Annotated in this window: 13 protein-coding genes and 1 pseudogene; 10 read left to right on the forward strand and 4 right to left on the reverse strand. The window is 73.5% G+C overall.

Annotation, left to right across the window (positions count from 1 at the left end; all coding sequences use genetic code 11):
- Nucleotides 1–54 precede the first annotated feature (54 nt).
- Nucleotides 55–2,664: a penicillin acylase family protein gene (locus ACME2J_RS13930; RefSeq protein WP_495545531.1), complete on the forward strand. Its 2,610-nt coding sequence runs from the start codon at nt 55–57 to the stop codon at nt 2,662–2,664.
- Between the two features lie 90 nt (nt 2,665–2,754).
- Here the strand turns inward: ACME2J_RS13930 and ACME2J_RS13935 are convergent, their stop codons facing one another.
- The 3 genes from ACME2J_RS13935 to ACME2J_RS13945 all read right to left on the reverse strand — a co-directional run bounded on the left by ACME2J_RS13935 (nt 2,755) and on the right by ACME2J_RS13945 (nt 6,566).
- On the reverse strand, nt 2,755–4,995 hold the full coding sequence (locus ACME2J_RS13935) for a 6-bladed beta-propeller (protein WP_495545532.1): 2,241 nt from the start codon (nt 4,993–4,995) through the stop codon (nt 2,755–2,757).
- A 130-nt stretch (nt 4,996–5,125) separates the two neighbouring features.
- Nucleotides 5,126–5,782: an NAD(P)H-binding protein gene (locus ACME2J_RS13940; RefSeq protein WP_495545533.1), complete on the reverse strand. Its 657-nt coding sequence runs from the start codon at nt 5,780–5,782 to the stop codon at nt 5,126–5,128.
- Nucleotides 5,783–5,810: 28 nt separating this feature from the next.
- On the reverse strand, nt 5,811–6,566 hold the full coding sequence (locus tag ACME2J_RS13945) for an intradiol ring-cleavage dioxygenase (RefSeq protein ID WP_495545534.1): 756 nt from the start codon (nt 6,564–6,566) through the stop codon (nt 5,811–5,813).
- Between the two features lie 117 nt (nt 6,567–6,683).
- Between ACME2J_RS13945 and ACME2J_RS13950 the strand changes: the two genes are divergently transcribed.
- The 4 genes from ACME2J_RS13950 to ACME2J_RS13965 all read left to right on the forward strand — a co-directional run bounded on the left by ACME2J_RS13950 (nt 6,684) and on the right by ACME2J_RS13965 (nt 12,694).
- On the forward strand, nt 6,684–8,303 hold the full coding sequence (locus ACME2J_RS13950; RefSeq protein WP_495545535.1) for an anti-sigma factor: 1,620 nt from the start codon (nt 6,684–6,686) through the stop codon (nt 8,301–8,303).
- Nucleotides 8,304–8,370: 67 nt separating this feature from the next.
- Complete coding sequence (locus tag ACME2J_RS13955) at nt 8,371–10,893, forward strand: amidohydrolase family protein (protein WP_495545536.1); 2,523 nt, start codon at nt 8,371–8,373, stop codon at nt 10,891–10,893.
- Nucleotides 10,894–10,979: 86 nt separating this feature from the next.
- The gene (locus ACME2J_RS13960) at nt 10,980–11,582 is read left to right on the forward strand and encodes a hypothetical protein (RefSeq protein ID WP_495545537.1); all 603 of its coding nucleotides are present in this window, start codon (nt 10,980–10,982) and stop codon (nt 11,580–11,582) included.
- Nucleotides 11,582–12,694, forward strand: a complete 1,113-nt coding sequence (locus ACME2J_RS13965; RefSeq protein ID WP_495545538.1) for a 1-acyl-sn-glycerol-3-phosphate acyltransferase — start codon at nt 11,582–11,584, stop codon at nt 12,692–12,694. Before ACME2J_RS13960 ends, ACME2J_RS13965 begins: the two co-directional genes overlap by 1 nt.
- Here ACME2J_RS13965 and ACME2J_RS13970 read toward each other — a convergent pair.
- Nucleotides 12,684–13,727, reverse strand: a complete 1,044-nt coding sequence (locus tag ACME2J_RS13970; RefSeq protein ID WP_495545539.1) for a hypothetical protein — start codon at nt 13,725–13,727, stop codon at nt 12,684–12,686. The two genes, ACME2J_RS13965 and ACME2J_RS13970, sit on opposite strands and share 11 nt — an antisense overlap.
- A gap of 291 nt (nt 13,728–14,018) precedes the next feature.
- On the opposite strand from ACME2J_RS13970, the gene ACME2J_RS13975 reads away from it, so the two are divergent.
- The 5 genes and pseudogenes from ACME2J_RS13975 to ACME2J_RS13995 all read left to right on the forward strand — a co-directional run.
- Nucleotides 14,019–14,507: a (2Fe-2S)-binding protein gene (locus tag ACME2J_RS13975; RefSeq protein ID WP_495545540.1), complete on the forward strand. Its 489-nt coding sequence runs from the start codon at nt 14,019–14,021 to the stop codon at nt 14,505–14,507.
- Nucleotides 14,504–16,876, forward strand: a complete 2,373-nt coding sequence (locus ACME2J_RS13980) for a xanthine dehydrogenase family protein molybdopterin-binding subunit (protein ID WP_495545541.1) — start codon at nt 14,504–14,506, stop codon at nt 16,874–16,876. The genes ACME2J_RS13975 and ACME2J_RS13980 overlap by 4 nt, the downstream gene beginning before the upstream one ends.
- On the forward strand, nt 16,873–17,715 hold the full coding sequence (locus ACME2J_RS13985) for an FAD binding domain-containing protein (RefSeq protein WP_495545542.1): 843 nt from the start codon (nt 16,873–16,875) through the stop codon (nt 17,713–17,715). Before ACME2J_RS13980 ends, ACME2J_RS13985 begins: the two co-directional genes overlap by 4 nt.
- Entirely contained in the window at nt 17,712–18,551 is an 840-nt protein-coding gene (locus ACME2J_RS13990) for an AAA family ATPase (RefSeq protein WP_495545543.1), read from the forward strand. The genes ACME2J_RS13985 and ACME2J_RS13990 overlap by 4 nt, the downstream gene beginning before the upstream one ends.
- A pseudogene (locus ACME2J_RS13995) lies at nt 18,544–18,959 on the forward strand (hypothetical protein); the annotation flags it as partial. The gene ACME2J_RS13990 and the pseudogene ACME2J_RS13995, both read left to right, overlap by 8 nt.

An 18,959-nucleotide genomic window follows, 5' to 3' on the forward strand; every position in this document is an offset into this window, starting at 1 on the left:
GGAGTCCTCGACCCGCGTCGCGCGAACGCTCGCGTTCAACTAGGGTGCCGCGCCATGTCCAGGGTCCGTGCCGTCTTCGTCACCAGCGTCGCGTCGAGCGTCGCCCTTCTCTCGGCCGCGGCCGGTGCCGGCGCCGCCGAGCGCTACGACGTCACGGTGACGAGGACGGACGCCGGCATCCCGCACATCGACGCGAAGGACCTGAGGTCGGCCGGCTACGGGTACGCGAAGGCGCTCGCCGAGGACGCCGCGTGCGTCGTCGCCGAGAGCTACGTCACGGTGAACGCGAAGCGTTCCGAGCACTTCGGCGAGAGCGGGCGCTACGTGATCCGCGGCAACGGCTCGAGCGCGAGCAACCTCAACTCGGACTTCTTCTACCAGCGGATCATCGACCGCGGCGTCGTCGAGCGGCTCGTCGATCAGGAGCCGCCGATCGGGCCGCGCCCCGAGATCAAGGAGGCGCTCGAGGGATACGTCGCCGGCTGGAACGCGTGGCTGCGCGAGGTCGGCGGCGCCGACGGCATCGACGATCCGGCGTGCCGCGGCGAGGAGTGGGTCCGTCCCATTACGCTCATGGACGTCTACCGGCGGTTCCACTCGCTCGCGATCCTCGCGTCGACCGGGGTCGCGATCGACGGGATCGCGGCCGCGCAGCCGCTCACCGGCCCCGTCGACGCGGAGGCGCGCGTGCGGTCCCTCTCGCCCGGGGAGATCGACCGGCGCCTCGGCGGCCTCGGCTCGAACGCCTACGCGATCGGCAAGGCGGCGTCACGGTCGGGCCACGGCCTCGTCTACGGCAACCCGCACTTCCCGTGGCAGGGATCCGAGCGCTTCTATCAGGCGCACCTCACGGTGAGAGACGAGAAGATCGACGTCACCGGCGGCTCGCTCCTCGGCGTGCCGATCGTCCTCATCGGAACGACGAAGGGCATGGCCTGGAGCCACACCGTCTCCACGGCGCGGCGCTTCGTGCCCTACCAGCTCACGCTCGTCCCCGGCGATCCGACGAGCTACGTCGAGGACGGCGTCGTGCGCAAGATGACCGGCGACCGCGTGAGGGTGGACGTCGGCGGCGGGAAGACGCGCACGCGGACGCTCTGGTCCTCGCACCACGGCCCGGTCTTCACCTCGCTGCTCGGCCTTCCGCTGTTCCCGTGGACGCCGGTGACCGCGTTCGCCATGCACGACGCGAACGTCGACAACTTCGGTCGCCTGCTGAACCACTTCTTCGAGATGAACAAGGCGCAGACGGTCGACGAGGTCGACGGCATCCTGAAGAAGTACCTCGGGATCCCGTGGGTCAACACGATCGCCGCCGACACGGCCGGCAACGCCTACTACGCGGACGTCGGATCCATCCCGCACGTCGACCGCGAGAAGTACACGGCATGCAACACGGCGCTCGGCGTCGTCGTCGACCAGCTCCAGCGGCTGCCGGTGCTCGACGGGTCACGTGGCGCGTGCCTCCCGGGAAGCGACCCGGACGCGATCGTCCCGGGCATCCTCGGGCCGGGCAAGCTGCCGACGCTGCGCCGCGACGACCACGTGTCGAACATGAACGACTCGTACTGGCTCACGAACCCCGACCAGCCGCTCGAGGGCTACAGCCGCATCATCGGCGACGAGCGGGCGCCGCGGACGCTGCGCACGCGGATCGGGATCAAGCAGCTCCAGCAGCGGCTCGACGGCAGCGACGGGCTCGGCGAGCCGGGCTTCACGCTCGAGAACCTCATGACGGTGGGCCTCCAGAACCGCGTCTACAGCGGCGAGCTGTGGCGCGACCAGCTCGTGGAGGGCTGCTCCTCGCAGGCGTGCGAGGTGCTGCGCCGGTGGGACCTCCGCAACGACCTCGACTCGCCCGGCGCCGTGCTGTGGCAGCGGTTCGTGACGCGGCTGACCGGCGTCCTGCCGATCGCGCTGCCCTTCGGCATCCTCGGGCCGTTCTCGGACTCCTTCGACCCCGCCGACCCGGTGAACACCCCCGCCCGGCTCGCCACCGCGAACCCGCTCGTCGCGAACGCGCTCGCGCAGGCCGTGTCGGACATGGGGGAGGCGGGCCTCCCGCTCGACGCGACGCTGCGCGCCGGTCAGACCGTCACCCGGCGCGGCGAGAAGATCCCGATCCACGGCGGCCCTGGCGGCAGCGGCATCTTCAACGTCATCACGCCGTCGTGGACGCCGTCGAAGGGCGGCTACACCGAGGTGACGCACGGCTCCTCCTTCATGCAGGCCGTGCACCTCACGCCGCGCTGCCCCGACGTGCGCACGTTCCTCACCTACGGCCTCTCGCCGAACCGCACGTCACCGCGCACGAGCGACCAGACGAAGCGCTTCAGCGAGAAGAAGTGGATCGACGTCCCGTTCTGCGCGAAGGAGCTCGAGCGCGACCGCTCGGCCGTCCGCACGCACATCGCCGACCTCGGCCCGACCGTCGTGCGGGTGAGCGAGGCACGCGGGAGGAAGCGGCCGCGGATCGTCGTCGAGCGCCCCCGTGGCCAGCGCGCCCGCGTCGTCATCCGCCTGCGGCGCGGCACGAAGGTCGTGCGCCGCATCGTCCGCAAGGGCACGCGCGTGGCGGTCTCACCGCGCGTGCGGAAGGGCGGCTATCGCGTCGACGTCACGGTCGGCAAGCGGACGGCCCGCGTCCGCGCGAAGCAGCGGTAGCGCCGAGAGCTCGCATCTCGACAGCCAGACCTGGCTGTCGAGATGCAGACCGCGGGTCGGGGCGGGCCGTGAGGCGCGACCCCGGGCCGTCTAGCGCAGGCCGTCCTCGCTGATCGTCTCCTCGGTCGTCTCGCCGTCGCCGTTCGTCGCGGCGATGCGGACGACGACCGAGAGTCCCTTGCGGTCCTTCAGCGCGCGGCGCAGCCGCCGCGCGTCCTTCTGCGAGACCGAGGGCCGCAGGAGCCGGCGCTCGCCCGCCTGCAGCGTCGTCTCGTCGAACCGCAGATCGACGCTCACCTTGTCCTCGTCGTCGCCCCGCTCGGAGACGGTGCCGGTGACGTCGAGCTCGCAGACGGTGTCGCAGCGCACGCGCAGCGGCAGGTTGCGGGTCGACAGGAGCTTCGAGGTCCGCAGCACGCGGACGTCGATCTCGGGCCCGGGCGCCGGCGGCAGCGTCGGGACCTGCGGCGCGGGCGGCGTCCCGAGGGGGGCGAGCGTCCCGCACGGGTACGGCGGGAGGATCTGCGGCGCGATCGCGAACTGCTGGACGCGGTTGTTCTGCGAGTCGGTGACCGTGAGGAGGCCGCGGCAGTCGACGCTGACGCCGGTCGGGTTGATGAACTGGCCGGGTCCGGTCCCGCGCTCGCCGAAGGCGAGGAGGCGCTCGCCCTGCGGCCCGAAGAGCTGGACGCGGTTGTTCCCGCGGTCGGCGACCCAGAGGTTCCCGTTGACGTCGACGGTCATCTGCGCGGGGAGGTTGAGCTTCCCGCGCTTCTGGCCCGTGCCGCCGAACAGGCCGATCTCGCCGCCCGCGGCGTCGTAGACGGTGATGCGGTCGTCGGTGTCGCTCACGTAGGTGCGCGCGCCGTCGAAGCTCACGGCGACGCCCGTCGCCTTCCCGGTGCCCGTCGAGCCGAGGTGGTCCCCGCGCGTCGTGAACCGCACGATCCGCCGGTTGCCGGTGTCGGCGACCGTGATGACGCCGCGGCCGTCGATCGCGAGGTCGCTCGGCTCGCTCAGCTTCCCGGGACCCGCTCCCCTCGAGGCGATCGTGCGCTCCGGCGTCCCGCTCTCGCGGTCGAACACGACGATCCGTCCGCGGCGCTCGTCGAGCACGTACGCGTCGCCGGCCGCGTCGAAGGCGACGGCGACCGGGCGGGGGAGGATCGTCGGCCCCGGGTTGGGGGAGCCCCAGCTCGTGATGACCGCGCCCGATGGCGCGAGGAGCTCGATGCGGCCGTTGATCGAGTCGGTGACGGCGCGGAAGCCCTGGGCGTCGGCGGCGACGCCGGACGGCGTGTTGAACTGGCCCTGCGACCGCCCGGACCGGCCGAACGAGCGCAGCAGCGCGCCGCCGCGGTCGAAGACGTCGATGCGGTCGTTGCCGGTGTTGGCGACGTAGACGTTCCCGGCGGGGCCGACGGCGATGCCGCGGACGTAGGCCATGCGCCCGGGGGCGCTCCCGAAGCCGCCCCAGCGCGAGACGTACTCGTACTCGGGCTGCGTGCCGAAGCGCTGGACGCGGTGGTTGAGGTTGTCGGCGACGAAGAGCCGCCCCGGGCCGTCGAGCGCGACGCCGTAGGGGTGCTCGAGCTCGCCCGGGCCGTCGCCCTCTCCCCGGCCGACCGTCGCGAGCGGGCGGCCGCCGGTGTCGTAGGCGCGGACGCGGTGGTTCTGGTTGTCGGCGACGACGAGCCGCGTCTTGCGGACCGCAATGCCCTTCGGATAGGCGAGCGTGCCGGGCTGGATGAGCTCCATGCCCTTCGAGCCGTCCCGGGCGAAGCGCTGCACGCGGTCGTTGCCGCTGTCGGCGACGTAGACGTGCGAGTCGGACACCGCGAGCGCCCCGCCGGCACCCGCGTCGTTGCCGCCGCCGGCGCCGAAGCGGAAGCGGCCGACGGTCGTCCCGGAGCGTCCCCAGGAGTCGAGGAGGCGACCGGCCGCGCCGAAGTGGTCGATGCGGTTCGACCCGTCGGCGACGTAGACGGTGCCGTCGGGGGCGGCGGCGACCGCGCCGACCGACGTCAGCTCCCCGGGGCGCTTGCCCGGGCGGCCGATGTCGCGGAGGAACGTCCCGTCGGGTGCGAACGCCTGGACGACGCCGGAGTGCTGATCGCCGACGTAGACCGTCCCGTCGGGAGAGACCGAGACGGTCTGCGGGAAGCGCAGGACGCCGTTGGACCGCTCGCCGGTCTGCGACGCGGCGACGTACGGGCAGGCCGGGTCGGCGCCGGGGCAGGCGCCGGCGGTGGCGGTGGCGGGGACGGTGAGCCCGGCGGCCGAGAGAGCGGCGAGGGCGGCGAGGGGACGGGCGCGGCGGAAGAACGGCACGCTCAGTGACAACAGCACGGGCGGCGTTTCGTTGCGCCGTCGCAACGCTCGTTGCACGCGCCGAGCGCCGGCGCGCCACCGCACGGCGTGGGTGTGGATCCACCCGGCCCAGAGCCAGGTGGATCCACACTCACCCGCCGGGGGCGAGGGCCGCGACGGCCTCGGGGACCGGCGTGTCGCCCCCGTTGACGTACGCGGTGACGCCGGCGAGGTCGTCGCGCGCGAGAATCCCGGCGAGGACCGCGGCGACGTCGTCGCGGGGCACCTCACCGCGGTGCGGCGTCGCGTCGAGACGCACGCGGCCCGTGCCCGGCTCGTCGGTGAGGCGGCCCGGGCGGAGGATCGTCCAGCGCCGGTCGCTCTCGGCGAGGACCCGATCGGCTTCGGCCTTCGCGCGCAGGTAGACGCTGAAGACGTCGTCCCCGTCCGGCGGTGCGTCGGCGCCGACCGCGCTCACCATGACGTAGCGGGGGACGTGCGCGGCCCGCGCCGCATCCAGGAGGAGGAGCGCGCCGTCGCGGTCCACGGTCGCCTTGCGCTCGGGGCCGCTGCCGGCCCCGGCGCCGGCCGCGAAGACGACGGCCTCGGCGCCGTCGACGACCGCGGCGACCTCCTCCGGCGCGGCGCGCTCGAGGTCGCAGACGAGCCCCTCCGCGCCGTCGCGCTCGACGGCGGCGACGTGGTCGGGGTTGCGGACGAGACCGCGGACCGTGTCCCCGCGTGCGGTGAGGAGGCGCGTGAGGCGGCGGGCGATCTGACCGTGGGCACCGGCGACGACGACGTCCATGTGACGAAGCTACCCGTCGGCCCGCGGCCTATGCCCGCGCAACGTCGAGCGTGATCGCCCCGAGCACGACATCCCCGTCCCGCGCGAGCCGCAGCACGGTCTCGTCGCTGAAGAGCCCGTCCCGCGCGTTCCCGACGTCGGGGCGGCCGCGGGCGGCGTAGGGCGGTCGCGCGTAGACCGCGTCGAGCGACGCGTCGTCGAAGTAGAGCTGGGTCGTGAGGAGCGATGCGCGCGCGAGGTGGACCTTCGCGTGGACGTGCGGCGCCCGACCGGGATACCAGCCCGGCACGATCGTCGTGAACGAGACGATGCCGTCGCCGCCGCTCACCTGCGCGCCGCGGAGGAACCGCTCGCCGTCTCCCGCGCCGAACCCGGAGTACACGCCGCTGGCGTCGCAGTGCCAGATCTCGACGACGGCGTCGCGCAGCGCCGTGCAGCCGGCGGCATCGCGGACGCGGATCGCGAGCCGCAGCTCGACGCCCTCGCGGTCCTCGCGGACGTCGCTGCGGACGGCGTCGGCGTCGAAGTGGAACGGCCCCTCGGCCTGCTCCGGCGCAAGCGCGCACGCTGGGCCGTTCTCGAGGAGGGACGCGGCACGCCCGTCGACGGGCGCGGGCGGCGCGCCGCCCGCCGTCGCGGTCCCGCGCGCGCCTGCGTCCGGGGCGGAGGGCGGGTCGTCGTCGCCGCAGGCGGCGAGGAACGCGGAGAGGCTCACGGCGCCCGCGCCCGCGAGGACCTCGCGCCGCGAGACATGCGCGGAGGGCGGTCGGGAGGAAGGGGCCATCCCCCGACGGTAGCGCCGCAGGAGCGCTCCTTCGCGCCGTCACGCCGACCTCTCGCGAGCGTCGCGCACGGTGGACCGGGCGCATCCGCATCCGCGGCCACTACGCTTGGCGGGTCCATGTCCGGTTCCGCGACCACGCTCGTCACTCCCGAGGGGATCCGGGACGGCGAACCCGCCTCGCTGCTCGGCCTCTGCCGGCGCCGCGCGGGGTCGGTCCTCGACTACGGCCTCGCGGTGACGACGCCCGACCGGGCGATGGAGGCGACCGCCGAGGCGTTCGCGCGGTTCCGCGGCGCCGTCGTCGCCGCCGACGATCCGCGGGCCCTCAATCCGGAGACCCTCCTGCTCGGCTGCACCCGGCACGCCGCCGGAGCGCTCGTCCCGCCGGCGGGGGACGAGGCCGACTGCGCGGCCATCCCGATGCTCATCGTCGACCGCCTCGACGGCGTCATCAGCCCGCACGACGTGCCGCGGCTCGGCTCCCACCTCATCCACTGCCCCGCCTGCCGCCGTCTCGACGCCGCCTTCCAGGAGGCGGAGCGCGTCTACCGGCAGCCCCATCGCGCCGAGCTCCCGGCGGAGGTCGAGAACCGCGTCATGGCGGCCCTGCGCGCGGCGGCGCCGGTCACGTGGCTCGACGAGGACGGGGCCGACGCGCAGGAGCCGCAGCCGGACCACCGGCCCGCGCCGCCGCCGGCGCCCGCCGCGGGCGTCCTGCCGCCGGTCGAGGCGCCCCCCGTCGAGCGCGAGCCGGAGCCGCTCGTCGAGGAGCCCGAGCCGGAGCCGCAGTCGCTCGTCGAGGAGCTTGAGCCGGAGCCGCAGTCGCTCGTCGAGGAGGTCGAGCCGGAGCCGCTCGTCGAGGAGCTTGAGCCCCAGTCGCTCGTCGAGGAGCCCGAGCCCGAGCCGCCCGCCGAAGACGAGTCGCTCGCCGAGCGTGCGGCCGCGCCGATCCCTCCGCTCGTCGAGGAGGACGACGAGGACTGGGCGCTCGAGGACGAGGACGACGACTGGCCCGATGCCGAGGGCGAGGAGTGGCCCGAGGACGACGAGGACGAGGACGACGAGGCGGCCGCGCCCGAGGAGGTCGTCACCGCCGTCCACCCGGTCCTCCGCATTGAGGAGCCCGAGCGGGCGGAGCCCGAGACCGCGCCCGCGCAACCCGAGACGGCGGGGCCGGCCGCCCCGCCGGCACGCAGCACCCTCGTCCCGCGTGTCGTCGTCCCGGCCGCGATCGTCGCGCTCGGCGCGACGGGCGCGATGGCCTTCGCCGGCGTCTTCGGCGGCCGCGAGGCGGCCCCGGCGCGCGGCACGACCGGCATCCCCGCGCCCGAGCCGCCCGCGCTGCCCGTCCCCGCGAGCGAGGCGCAGCAGGAGCGGGCAGCCGAGGCCGCCCGCGAGGCGCTCGAGCGCAGCCGCGAGCGCGAGCGCCGGATCGCCGTCGAGAGCCGTCAGGAGGACGAGGACCCCGACGCAGCGCCGGACGACGGCTCTCCGCCGCCTGCGTCCCCGGCGCCGTCGGCCCCGCCGTCCGGCGGCGGTGCGTCGGGCGACTCGGACTCGGGCTCATCGGGGTCGCGCCCCACGGGCTCGTCGGGCTCGGGCGGCGCCGACGCGCCGCGGGTCGAGGAGTCGGCGCCGGCCGTGACGGAGACGGAGGCGGAGGTCGAGGCCGATGCTCCGGCCCCTGCCGCCGACGCCGACGTCCCGACGTTCGAGCCTGCAGCTCCCGCTCCCTGACGGAGCTCGCGACGTCGACTGAACGCCGACGTTCGCACGAAGGCGCGATCTGTGCTGAGATCCCCGCATGGGACTCGCAGGGGGGAGGGGCGACCGGGCGCGCCGGGTCACCGCGATCGGCGCCGCGCTGGCCGCCATGGCGGCTGGGACGACGGCGTCGCCGGCCGCCGCCGATCAGCAGCCGGCCTACGACCTCGTCCACCGCTGCGTCGCGTTGCAGAGCGCGGCCGCAGGCGCTGCCGTCGTCCAGCAGGCCGACGGCTCCTGGCGGGCGAGCGGGCGCGACGTCGCCTCCGCGGAGCCGCTGCGGATGCAGGCCACCGCGCTCGGCCGCTACCTCCTCTACGGACGCGACGGCGACTTCGCCGCGGGCACCGCGTCGGGTGCCCTCCGCACCGAGACCTCGGGCAGCCCGACCTCGGACTGGCGGGTCGAGGCGCTCGAGGGCGGGGCCTTCCGGCTCTCGCTCCCCGCGCTCGGCCGCACGCTCGTCGCCGACGCCAGCGGCGCCCTCACGCTCGTCGACGGTGAGCCGGGCGGTGAGGCGGCGCGCTTCTCGTTCGCGCCCGCCGAGGGCTGCGCGACGTTCCCGGAGATCGACCCGGGCATCGACGGCGCCCCCTCGAAGGGCGCCACGCCCTTCGAGGAGGTCCGCGGCTTCGTCGACGGCCACCTCCACCACATGGCCTTCGAGTTCCTCGGCGGCAAGCTCCACTGCGGGCGGCCGTGGCACCCCTACGGGGTCACGCAGGCCCTTCCCGACTGCAACGCGAACGTCGCCGAGGGGACGGGCACGAACGTCGCGGGCACGGTCCTCGGCGCGCAGCCCTCGGTCGACCAGGTCGGCTGGCCGACGTTCAAGGCGTGGCCGGCGTACGACGCGCTCGCGCACGAGGGGACCTACTGGAAGTGGATGGAGCGCGCCTGGCGCGGCGGGCTGCGCCTCTACGTCAACCTGCTCGTCGACAACGCGGTCCTCTGCGACGTCTATCCGTTCAAGCGCAACTCGTGCAACGAGATGCAGTCGGTGCGGCTGCAGCTGAAGCGCATCCGCGAGCTCGAGAGCTACATCGACGCCCAGTACGGCGGCCCTGGCAAGGGGTTCCTGCGGATCGTCACGACGCCGTTCGAGGCACGCGAGGTCATCAACGACGGCAAGCTCGCCGTCGTCCTCGGCATCGAGGTGTCGAAGCTCTTCGACTGCGGCGTCACGAACGGCAAGCCCGAGTGCGACCGGGCGCAGATCGACCGCCAGCTCGAGGAGGTCCACGACGCGGGCGTGCGCCAGATGGAGCTCGTCAACAAGTTCGACAACGCGCTCTCCGGCGTCGCCGGCGACGCGGGTGAGACCGGCGTCGTCGTCAACAGCGCGAACAAGATCGAGACCGGGAACTTCTGGGACTTCCAGCGCTGCGACGACGGGCACACGCACGACCACGACCGCGAGCAGTACGCCATCCCGGGCTTCTCACGGGACCAGCTCGCCGGGAGCGTCTTCGGCGCGCTCGTGCCGCCCGGCCAGCTCCCGATCTACGGCGAGGGCCCGCACTGCAACTCCCGCGGGCTCACGTCGCTCGGCGCCTACCTCGTGCGCCGCATGATCGAGAAGGACATGATCTTCGACCCCGACCACATGAGCGTCGTCGCGCGCGACCAGGCGCTCAGCGTCATCGAGGCGAACGACTATCCCGGCGTCATCTCGAGCCACAGCTGGAGCGACCCGGGGAGCATCCCGCGCATCTACCGCCTCGGCGGCTTCGTGACCCCGTACGCCGGCTCCTCGACGACCTTCGTGAAGGCGTGGCGGGAGACGAAGGCCAAGGCCGACGACGACTTCTTCTTCGGCTTCGGCTACGGCGCGGACACGAACGGCTTCGGCGCGCAGGGCCCGCCGCGAGAGGACGCCGCGGAGAGCCCGGTCGTCTATCCGTTCAAGAGCTTCGACGGCAAGCAGACGATCCGCAAGCAGACGAGCGGCCGGCGGGTCTACGACATCAACGTGGACGGCGTCGCCCACTACGGGCTGTACCCCGACTGGATCGAGGACCTCCGCAAGCAGGCCGGCGACGAGATCGTCGAGGACATGGCCCGTGGCGCCGAGGCCTACCTGCAGATGTGGGAGCGGGCGAGCGGCGTGAAGGCCGACGGCACGCGTCCGAAGCGCTCCACGGTGAGCCGGCGGGGCGTCGGCGCCGTCCGGCTCGGGGACGCACCGAAGGCGCTCCTCCAGCGAGCGGGACAGCCGCGCTCGAGGAAGAAGCGCACGTGGACGTACGGCGTCGCGGGCGCGAAGAACCGGCGGGCGCAGCTGAGCGCGGTCTTCACCTCGAAGGGCCGCGTCGGCCTCATCGCGACGACGGGCGCCGACCACGCGGCCGCGGGCGTCCACCGCGGGGACCGCGCGGCCCGGCTCGCGAAGACGACGCGCCCGTTCGGCTCCGGTATCCGCGCCCGTGGCGTGAAGGGCGGCCGCACCTACCTCTACGGCGTCCGCGAGGGCCGCGTCCGCTGGGTCGCCGTCGCGTCCAGCACGGTGACGACGTCCCGGGCGCGCACCCGCTCCTACCTCCGCCGCGCGGGGGTCCTCTAGCCCCGGGAACGCCGAACCGGATTCCTGCGGCGCCATGGCGCCGCAGGAATCCGGTTCGGCCCGGCGGGAAGGCGTAATCTGCGCTCATGGAGGAGGGGCTTCATCGGGATCTCATGGCCGCCGCCGTCGCCGAGGAGCGGGCGGGGCACGCGGCGCTGCTCGCGGGCGAGCGGGCCGTCGCGACCGCCGCCTACCGGCGTGCCGTCGAGGCGTACGGCATGTCCTGGCAGCTCGCCCCGCCGAAGAGCTACGGCCGCCTCGTCGGCCTCATGAAGGCGGCGGTCCTCGTCGCCGGGGCCTCCTCGCCGGTCGCGACGGAGGCCGCGCACGCGACCCGCGAGGCGCTCGCCGCCGATCCCGAGGCCGCCGGCTCGCCGGCCGCCGCCTACGCCGAGGCGGTCGCGGCTCTCGTGGCCGGGGACGACGCTGCCGCCGCGACGGCGGCCGATCGGATGACCGCGGGCTCCGAGCCGATGCAGCGCGCCGGCCGCGCCCTGCGCGCCATCGCCGACGCCGACCCCGACGCATACCGCGAGACGGTGGGCGCCATCGTCTCCGACTTCGAGGGCCGCGACGAGCACCTCACCGGGGTGGCGATCGCCGACACCGCGCTGCTCCTCGAGCTGCTCGCCGAGCCGCGGGGACTCTCGACGGGGCTCACGAGCCCCGTGCTCCCCTCGGCGGCCTGATGCACCTCCAGGGCTCCGAGCACCCCCATCTGCGCCGCGCGCTGCGCAACGCGCGGACGATCGCCGTCGAGGCGCTCCTCTTCCTCGTCGTGACGGCGACCCTCCCGCTCCTCCTGGTCGTCGCCGTCGTCGTCGACGCGGTGCGGGCGGCCCGCACGGGCGCGCCCTGGGTCGGCGTCCGGCTCGTCGCCATGGCGTGGTGGTTCCTCTTCGGCGAGATGCGCGGCCTCGTCGCCCTCCTCGGCGTGTGGCTCCTCACCGGCGGCCCGTTCTCGAAGGACTCGCCGCGCCGCCGCGCGATGGTGTGGCGCCTGCAGTCGATGTGGGCCGGTGGCCACATGGACGGCGTGACGCGGATCTTCGGCCTCACGATCGACATCGAGGGCGATGAGCACGTGACGCCGGGCCCGTTCGTGGCGCTCGTCCGCCACGCGAGCATCATCGACAACGCCCTTCCCGCCGCGTACGTCAGCCGTCCGCACGACCTCCACCTCCGCTACGTCCTCAAGCGCGAGCTCGAGGCGCTGCCGACGCTCGACATCGGCGGCCGCTGGGTGCCGACCTGCTTCGTCCGGCGCGCCTCCGACGACGCGCCGGCTCAGGTCGCGAGCGTCCGGGCCCTCGCCGAGGGCCTCGCAGGCGAGCGCGAGGGCGTCCTCGTCTTCCCGGAGGGCACGCGCTACACGGCCCCGAAGCTCGCCCGCGCCCAGGAGAAGCTCGCCGCCGACCCGCTCGTCGGGCCGCTCGCGGCGCGTCTGCGCCACGTCCTGCCGCCGCGTCTCGGCGGGCCGATCGGGCTCCTGGAGGAGGCGCGCGGCGCCGACGTCCTCGTCGTCGGGCACGTCGGCTTCGACGGCTTCGAGACGGTCCGCGACATCTGGACGGGTGGCCTCGTCGGGCGCACCATCCGCATCAAGATCTGGCGCCACGACAGCAGCGAGGTCCCCGCTGACCGCGAGGACCTCGTGCGCTGGCTCTACGAGCGCTGGCAGGCGCTCGACGACTGGATCGAGGAGGAGCGCCGCCGCGATCCGGCCGGGACGCTCCCCCCGAAGGCGGTCGGCTCCGCGGACGCCGGGGCGCCCGCGGAGCCGATGGCGCCTACGGCTTGACGATCTTCGACCGCTTGAGCTGGTCGGCGACGGTGCCGTAGCTCGGTCGCGGAGTGCCGTCGAGGCGGGTGAGGCCCGAGTCGAAGCGGACCTCGTCGATGCAGCTCGTCCCGGTCCACTTGTAGACGTAGACCCGGTCGACGGAGTTCCGGTACTCCTTCGCGAGCTTGAACATCCACTTCACGGCGCGGTTCGCGTCGTTCTCGGAGTCGCGGACGTCGTCGGGATCGTTCGGGTCGCACTTGAAGTCGCCCGAGGTCCCGAGCTTCACGATGCCGCCGGTCTCCGTGAGCCAGATCCGCGGGTTCTTGGTCTGGCGGCGGACCTCCTTCACGACGTTCGACGTGCCACCGCGGGTGCGGCGGTTCGTGTCGGAGTAGTTGTGGAGGCCGACGAAGCGCGCGCGCTTCGTGTACGTCGGGCCGAGGCGGTCGTAGAAGCGGCGGATGTAGCTGCGCGTGCGACCGCGGAGGCGCTTGTCCTTGCCGTCGAGGAGGTCGAGGGCGACGATCCGGCACTTCTCGGTGAGAGGACGGCCACAGCGGTCCTTGTCGTCGAGGAGCCGCCACATCTCGATGAAGTACTCGGCGGCGCGACGCGGGTTGTTCTGCGTCGGCTGCGTGCGGTCGTTGGCCTCGTTCCAGACGCCCCACTCGCGGACGCCCTTCGGGTAGTAGCGGTCGACGAGCTTCTTCACCGCGCGGCGGTACTCCTTGCGGGAGGGAAGCTTGGCGTCATCGCGGTTGAAGCTGTTCGTCGAGATGTGGAAGAGGACATCGATCTTCCTCGCACGCGCGTTCTGGATGAAGAAGTCGATGCGCTCGAGCTCTTCCTCGCTCTCGGCCGCGTTCCAGCGGACGATGTGGCGCGTGCGCTTCATGTCGAGCGCCTGCCACAGCGGCGACTGGAACATGTCGACGTTCTGGTTGGCGATCCCGACGTTGACGCGTTTCTTGGCGGCCGTCGCCGGCGAGGCGAGGGCGAGTCCGCCGAGAAGGGCGAACAGGACGGTGAGGGGCAGAAGTCGGCGCACGGCTGGGTGAAGCCTCCGTGGTCGTGTATTTACGGGCTCTCGTGGAGCGAGGGGTCCCCTATGAAGGTCTTCGGCAGCAACGGCGCATCGGTTGAGTGCCGCCCCTGCACGGATCCTTCGGGTCTCCCAGAGCGTCAACCCCGCAGAGCCGGAGAGGTTGCGGGGTTACTCCAAGGTTGCACCGAGGTTGCGAGAGCGCGATCCCGCGCGCCTGGACGCCTGGACGGCTTGATTGCGCGCTCCCTCGCAGATTACGTTCGCACGAGCGATCCGCAAATCGAGGAGAGAGACGTGGGAGAGACGACCGTCCCCGTGGACGTCACGGTCAACGGCCAGCGCCGCACCGTCGACGTGGAGCCACGGACCCTGCTCGTCCACATGCTGCGCGACGAGCTCGGCCTGACCGGCACGCACGTCGGCTGCGACACCGGGAACTGCGGAGCCTGCACCATCCACCTCGACGGCGCGTCGTGCAAGAGCTGCACGGTGCTCGCGGTCCAGGCGGACGGCGGCGAGGTGACGACCGTCGAGGGCCTCGGGCAGGAGGGGAACCTCCATCCGCTGCAGGAGGCCTTCTGGGAGTGCCACGGCCTCCAGTGCGGGTACTGCACGCCGGGGATGATCATGGCCGCGGCCGATCTCCTCGACCGCAACCCGGACCCCTCCGAGGAGGAGATCCGCGAGGGGCTCGAGGGCAACCTCTGCCGATGCACCGGCTACCACAACATCGTGCGCGCGGTGCAGCAGGCCGCGGGCGCGCAGAAGGGGGTGACGGCGTGAGCACGGTGGAGAAGCCCGGGCGCCACGTCGGGCAGGCGCTCAAGCGCAAGGAGGACCCGCGGCTCATCACCGGGCGGGCCACCTACGTCGACGACCTCGGTGCGGTGGGCACGCTCCACGCGGCGATCGTCCGGTCGCCGGAGGCCCACGCCAAGATCGTCTCGATCGACACCTCGGCCGCCGCCGAGCGCGACGACGTCGTCGGCGTCTTCACGGCCGCCGACATGACGGACCTCCAGTCGGGGCTCCCGTGCGCGTGGGCGCCCGAGGGCATCGAGGTCAACATGCCCGAGCACTGGCCGCTCGCGAAGGAGGTCGTCAAGCACGTCGGCGACCCGGTGGCGATCGTCCTCAGCCGCGACCGCTACTCGGCCGTGGACGCGGCGGAGGACGTGTTCGTCGAGTACGACCCGCTCCCGGCCATCGTCGGCTGCGAGGCGGCGCTCGCGGAGGGCGCGCCGCTCGTGCACGAGCAGTTCGGCACCAACAAGAGCCACGACTGGTCCCTCGGCGGCGGCGACCTGGACGCGGGCTTCGCGGCCGCCGACGTCGTCGTCGAGCGGCGCATCGTCAACCATCGCATCAGCGGCGCGCCGATCGAGCCGCGCGGCGTCTTCGCCGACCACCGCGCCGGTCATCTCACCGTCCACTCCTCGACCCAGGTCCCGCACTTCGTGCGGCTCTTCCTCGGCCTCATGCTCGGCATGAGCGAGGAGCGCATCCGCGTCATCGCCCCCGAGGTCGGCGGCGGCTTCGGCGCGAAGCTGCAGATGACCGGCGAGGAGGTCCTCTGCGCCTGGGCGTCCCGCCGGCTCGGGCAGCCCGTGAAGTGGATCGAGACGCGATCCGAGCACATGGCCGCCTGCCACCACGGCCGCGACCAGGTGGCGACGATCAAGGTCGGGGCGACGAGCGACGGCAAGCTCACCGCGATCCACTCGCAGATCGTCGCCGACATGGGCGCCTACCACATGCTGCTCACGCCGACGATCGCGGCCCTCGGCGCCTTCGTCATGAGCGGCGTCTACGACGTCCCCGCGGTCCAGACGGACATCACCGGCGTCTTCACGAACACCTGCCCGACGGACGCGATCCGCGGCGCCGGGCGGCCCGAGGCGACGCACATGATCGAGGTGATGATGGACCAGGTCGCCGACGAGCTCGGCATGGATCGCCTCGAGCTGCGGCGCAAGAACTTCATCCCGAAGGAGAAGTTCCCGTTCGAGACGTCGCTGGGGATCGTCTACGACTCCGGCGACTACGCAGGGGCGCTCGACAAGCTCATGGGCCACCTCGACCTCGCGGCGTTCGAGCGCGAGCGGGAGGAGGCGGCGAAGACCGGCCACCTCCGCGGGATCGGCTTCTCGACCTACACGGAGATCTGCGGCCTCGCCCCGTCGCGGATCACCGGCCCGGCGGGATTCGGCCTCCAGACGGGCCTCTGGGAGTCCGCGATCGTGCGTGTCACCGTGACGGGCGCCGTCACGGTCTACACCGGCACGTCCCCGCACGGCCAGGGCCACGAGACGACGATGGCCCAGGTCGTCGCCGACAAGCTCGGCGTCGACCCGCAGCAGGTCGAGATCCTCCACGGCGACACGGGGACCGGTGCGATGGGCCTCGGGACCTACGGCTCCCGCTCGACGGCGGTGGGCACGGAGTCCGTCGCCCGCGCGACGGACAAGGTCGCGAAGAAGATCCGGGAGATCGTCGCGCACGCCCTCGAGGCGGCGCCCGAGGACATCGTCGTCGAGGACGGCAGGTTCATCGTCCAGGGCTCGCCCGACAAGGGCATGGCCCTCGCCGAGGTCGCGGGGATGGCGCACGTCCGCCCGGAGCTCCTGCCCGAGGGCATGGAGCCCGCGCTCGAGGAGTCCTCGTTCTACGACCCCGCGAACTTCGTCTTCCCGTTCGGCGCGCACGCGTGCGTCGTCGACGTCGAGGAGGCGACGGGGAAGGTGAAGGTCGTGCGCTACGTCGCGGTCGACGACTGCGGCCCGGCGATCAACCCGCTCCTCATCGACGGTCAGGTGCACGGCGGGATCGCGCAGGCGATCGGCCAGGTCCTCTACGAGGAGGTCGGCTACGACGAGGACGGCCAGCTCGTCACCGGCACGTTCGTCGACTACGCCCTGCCGACGGCGGCCGAGCTGCCGTCGTTCGAGACCGACCGCACCGAGACCCCGTCGCCGGTGAACTCGCTCGGCGTGAAGGGCATCGGCGAGGCGGGCACGATCGCCGCGACCCCCGCGGTCCTCAACGCGGTCGTCGACGCGCTCAAGCCGAAGGGCGTCACGTTCCTCAACATGCCGCTCGGCCCGGAGGCCGTGTGGCGAGCCATGAACGACGCGAAGGGAGGGGCGGCATGATCCCCGCCGGCTTCGACTACGCGGTGCCCGAGAGCCTCGACGAGGCGATCGGCGCGCTGCGCGACGGCGGCGAGGACGCGAAGCTCCTCGCCGGCGGCCACTCCCTCATCCCGCTCATGAAGCTCCGGCTCGCGGCGCCGACGCTCCTCGTCGACCTCCGCAAGGTCCCCGGGCTCGTCGGGGTGCAGCGGGAGAACGGGAGCATCCGCATCGGCGCGATGACCCGGCACGCGGTCCTCCAGGACGACGACTCGATCGGGCTCTTCCAGGAGGTGGCGTCGCTCATCGCCGACCAGCAGGTCCGCAACCGGGGGACGATCGGCGGCTCGCTCGCCCACGGCGACCCGGCCTCCGACCTCCCGACCGCGCTTCTCTGCGCGGACGGGACCGTGACGGCGACCGGGCCGGACGGCCCGCGCGAGATCGCGGCGGCGGACCTCTTCCAGGACTACCTCACGACCTCGCTCGACCCGCTCGAGGTCGTCACCGAGGTGCGCGTCCCGGCGCTCGACGGCTTCGGCCACGGGTACCGCAAGTTCACGCGGCGCGCCGAGGACTGGGCGATGGTCGGCGTCTGCGCGCTCGTGAAGAAGGGCGCGGACGGCTCCTGCGAGGACGTCCGCGTCGCGCTCACGAACATGGGCTCGACGCCGCTGCGGGCGACGGCGACCGAGGACGCGCTCCGCGGGAAGCCGCTCGACGCGGACGCGATCGCGACCGCCGCCGAGCAGGCCGCGGACGGCACCGACCCGCCGGCCGACCGCAACGCCTCGAGCGACTACAAGCGGCACCTCGCCCGGGTCCTCACCCGGCAGGCGCTCGAGGAGGCGGCGCGCTGACCACGACCGTCGACGGGGTCGCCGCCGCGCTCGCGGGCGAGGGCTACCTCGCGGACCGCGACCTCGCGACGGCCGTCCATCTCGCGCGGGCCCTCGGTCTTCCCCTCCTCCTCGAAGGCGAGGCGGGGGTCGGGAAGACCGAGGTCGCCCGCGCCCTCGCGTCCGCCACCGGCGCGGAGCTCGTGCGTCTGCAGTGCCACGAGGGGATCGACGTCCATCACGCCCTCTACGACTGGGACCACGCGCGGCAGCTCCTCGCCCTGCGCGCCGCCGAGACCGGGGCGGCCGGCGACGTCGACATCTGGAGCGATCGCTTCCTCATCGAGCGCCCCCTCCTGCACGCGCTGCGCGCCGAGGGCGAGGTCGTCCTCCTCATCGACGAGGTCGACCGCGCCGACGACGCCTTCGAGGCGTTCCTCCTCGAGCTGCTCTCGGACTTCCAGGTGACGATCCCCGAGCTGGGCACGGTCGCCGCGGTCCGCCGGCCCACGGTGATCCTCACGTCGAACCGCACGCGCGAGCTGCACGACGCGCTCAAGCGCCGCTGCCTCTACCACTGGATCGACTACCCGACGCCGGAGCGCGAGCTCGCGATCGTCCGCGTCCAGGCTCCCGGCGTCGCCGAGGGCGTCGCGCGCCGCGTGTGCGACGCGGTCGCCCTGCTGCGCGAGGAGGAGCTCTACAAGCAGCCCGGCGTGGGGGAGACGATCGCGTGGGCGCGCGCGCTCGGGGCGCTGGGCGAGGACGCGGCTCCGCTCGACGCGCTCGGCGCCGTCCTCAAGGTCCGCGAGGACGTCGAGCGCGTCCGCGCGCTGGGGGTGCTCGAAGGTGCCTGAGGACCGGACCGCGGCACGCGTCGTCGCTCTCGCCGGTGCGCTCCGCGAGCGCGGCGTCGCGGTCGGGAGCGGCGAGGTCGTCACGGGCGTCCGCGCCCTCGCCGCCGTCGACGCCGCGCGGCGCGACGAGGCGCGGGCGGCGCTGCGGGCGGTGATGTGCCGTCGCCCGGCGGACATCGTCGCGTTCGACGCCGCGTTCGCGGAGGTCTTCGGCGAGCCGGCGCTCGAGGAGGCCGGCGCGGCCCTCGACCTCGACGGCACGGCGGCGCTCGCGCTCCCGCGCGTCGCGGTGCCCGACGCGCCTCCGGCCGACGAGGTCCACGTCGAGGACGTCCCGGTCCCGGCGGCCTACAGCGACGTCGAGCTGCTGCGCGAGAAGGACTTCGCCGACTACACCGACGCCGAGCG

It is taken from the genome of Paraconexibacter sp. (assembly GCF_059438195.1).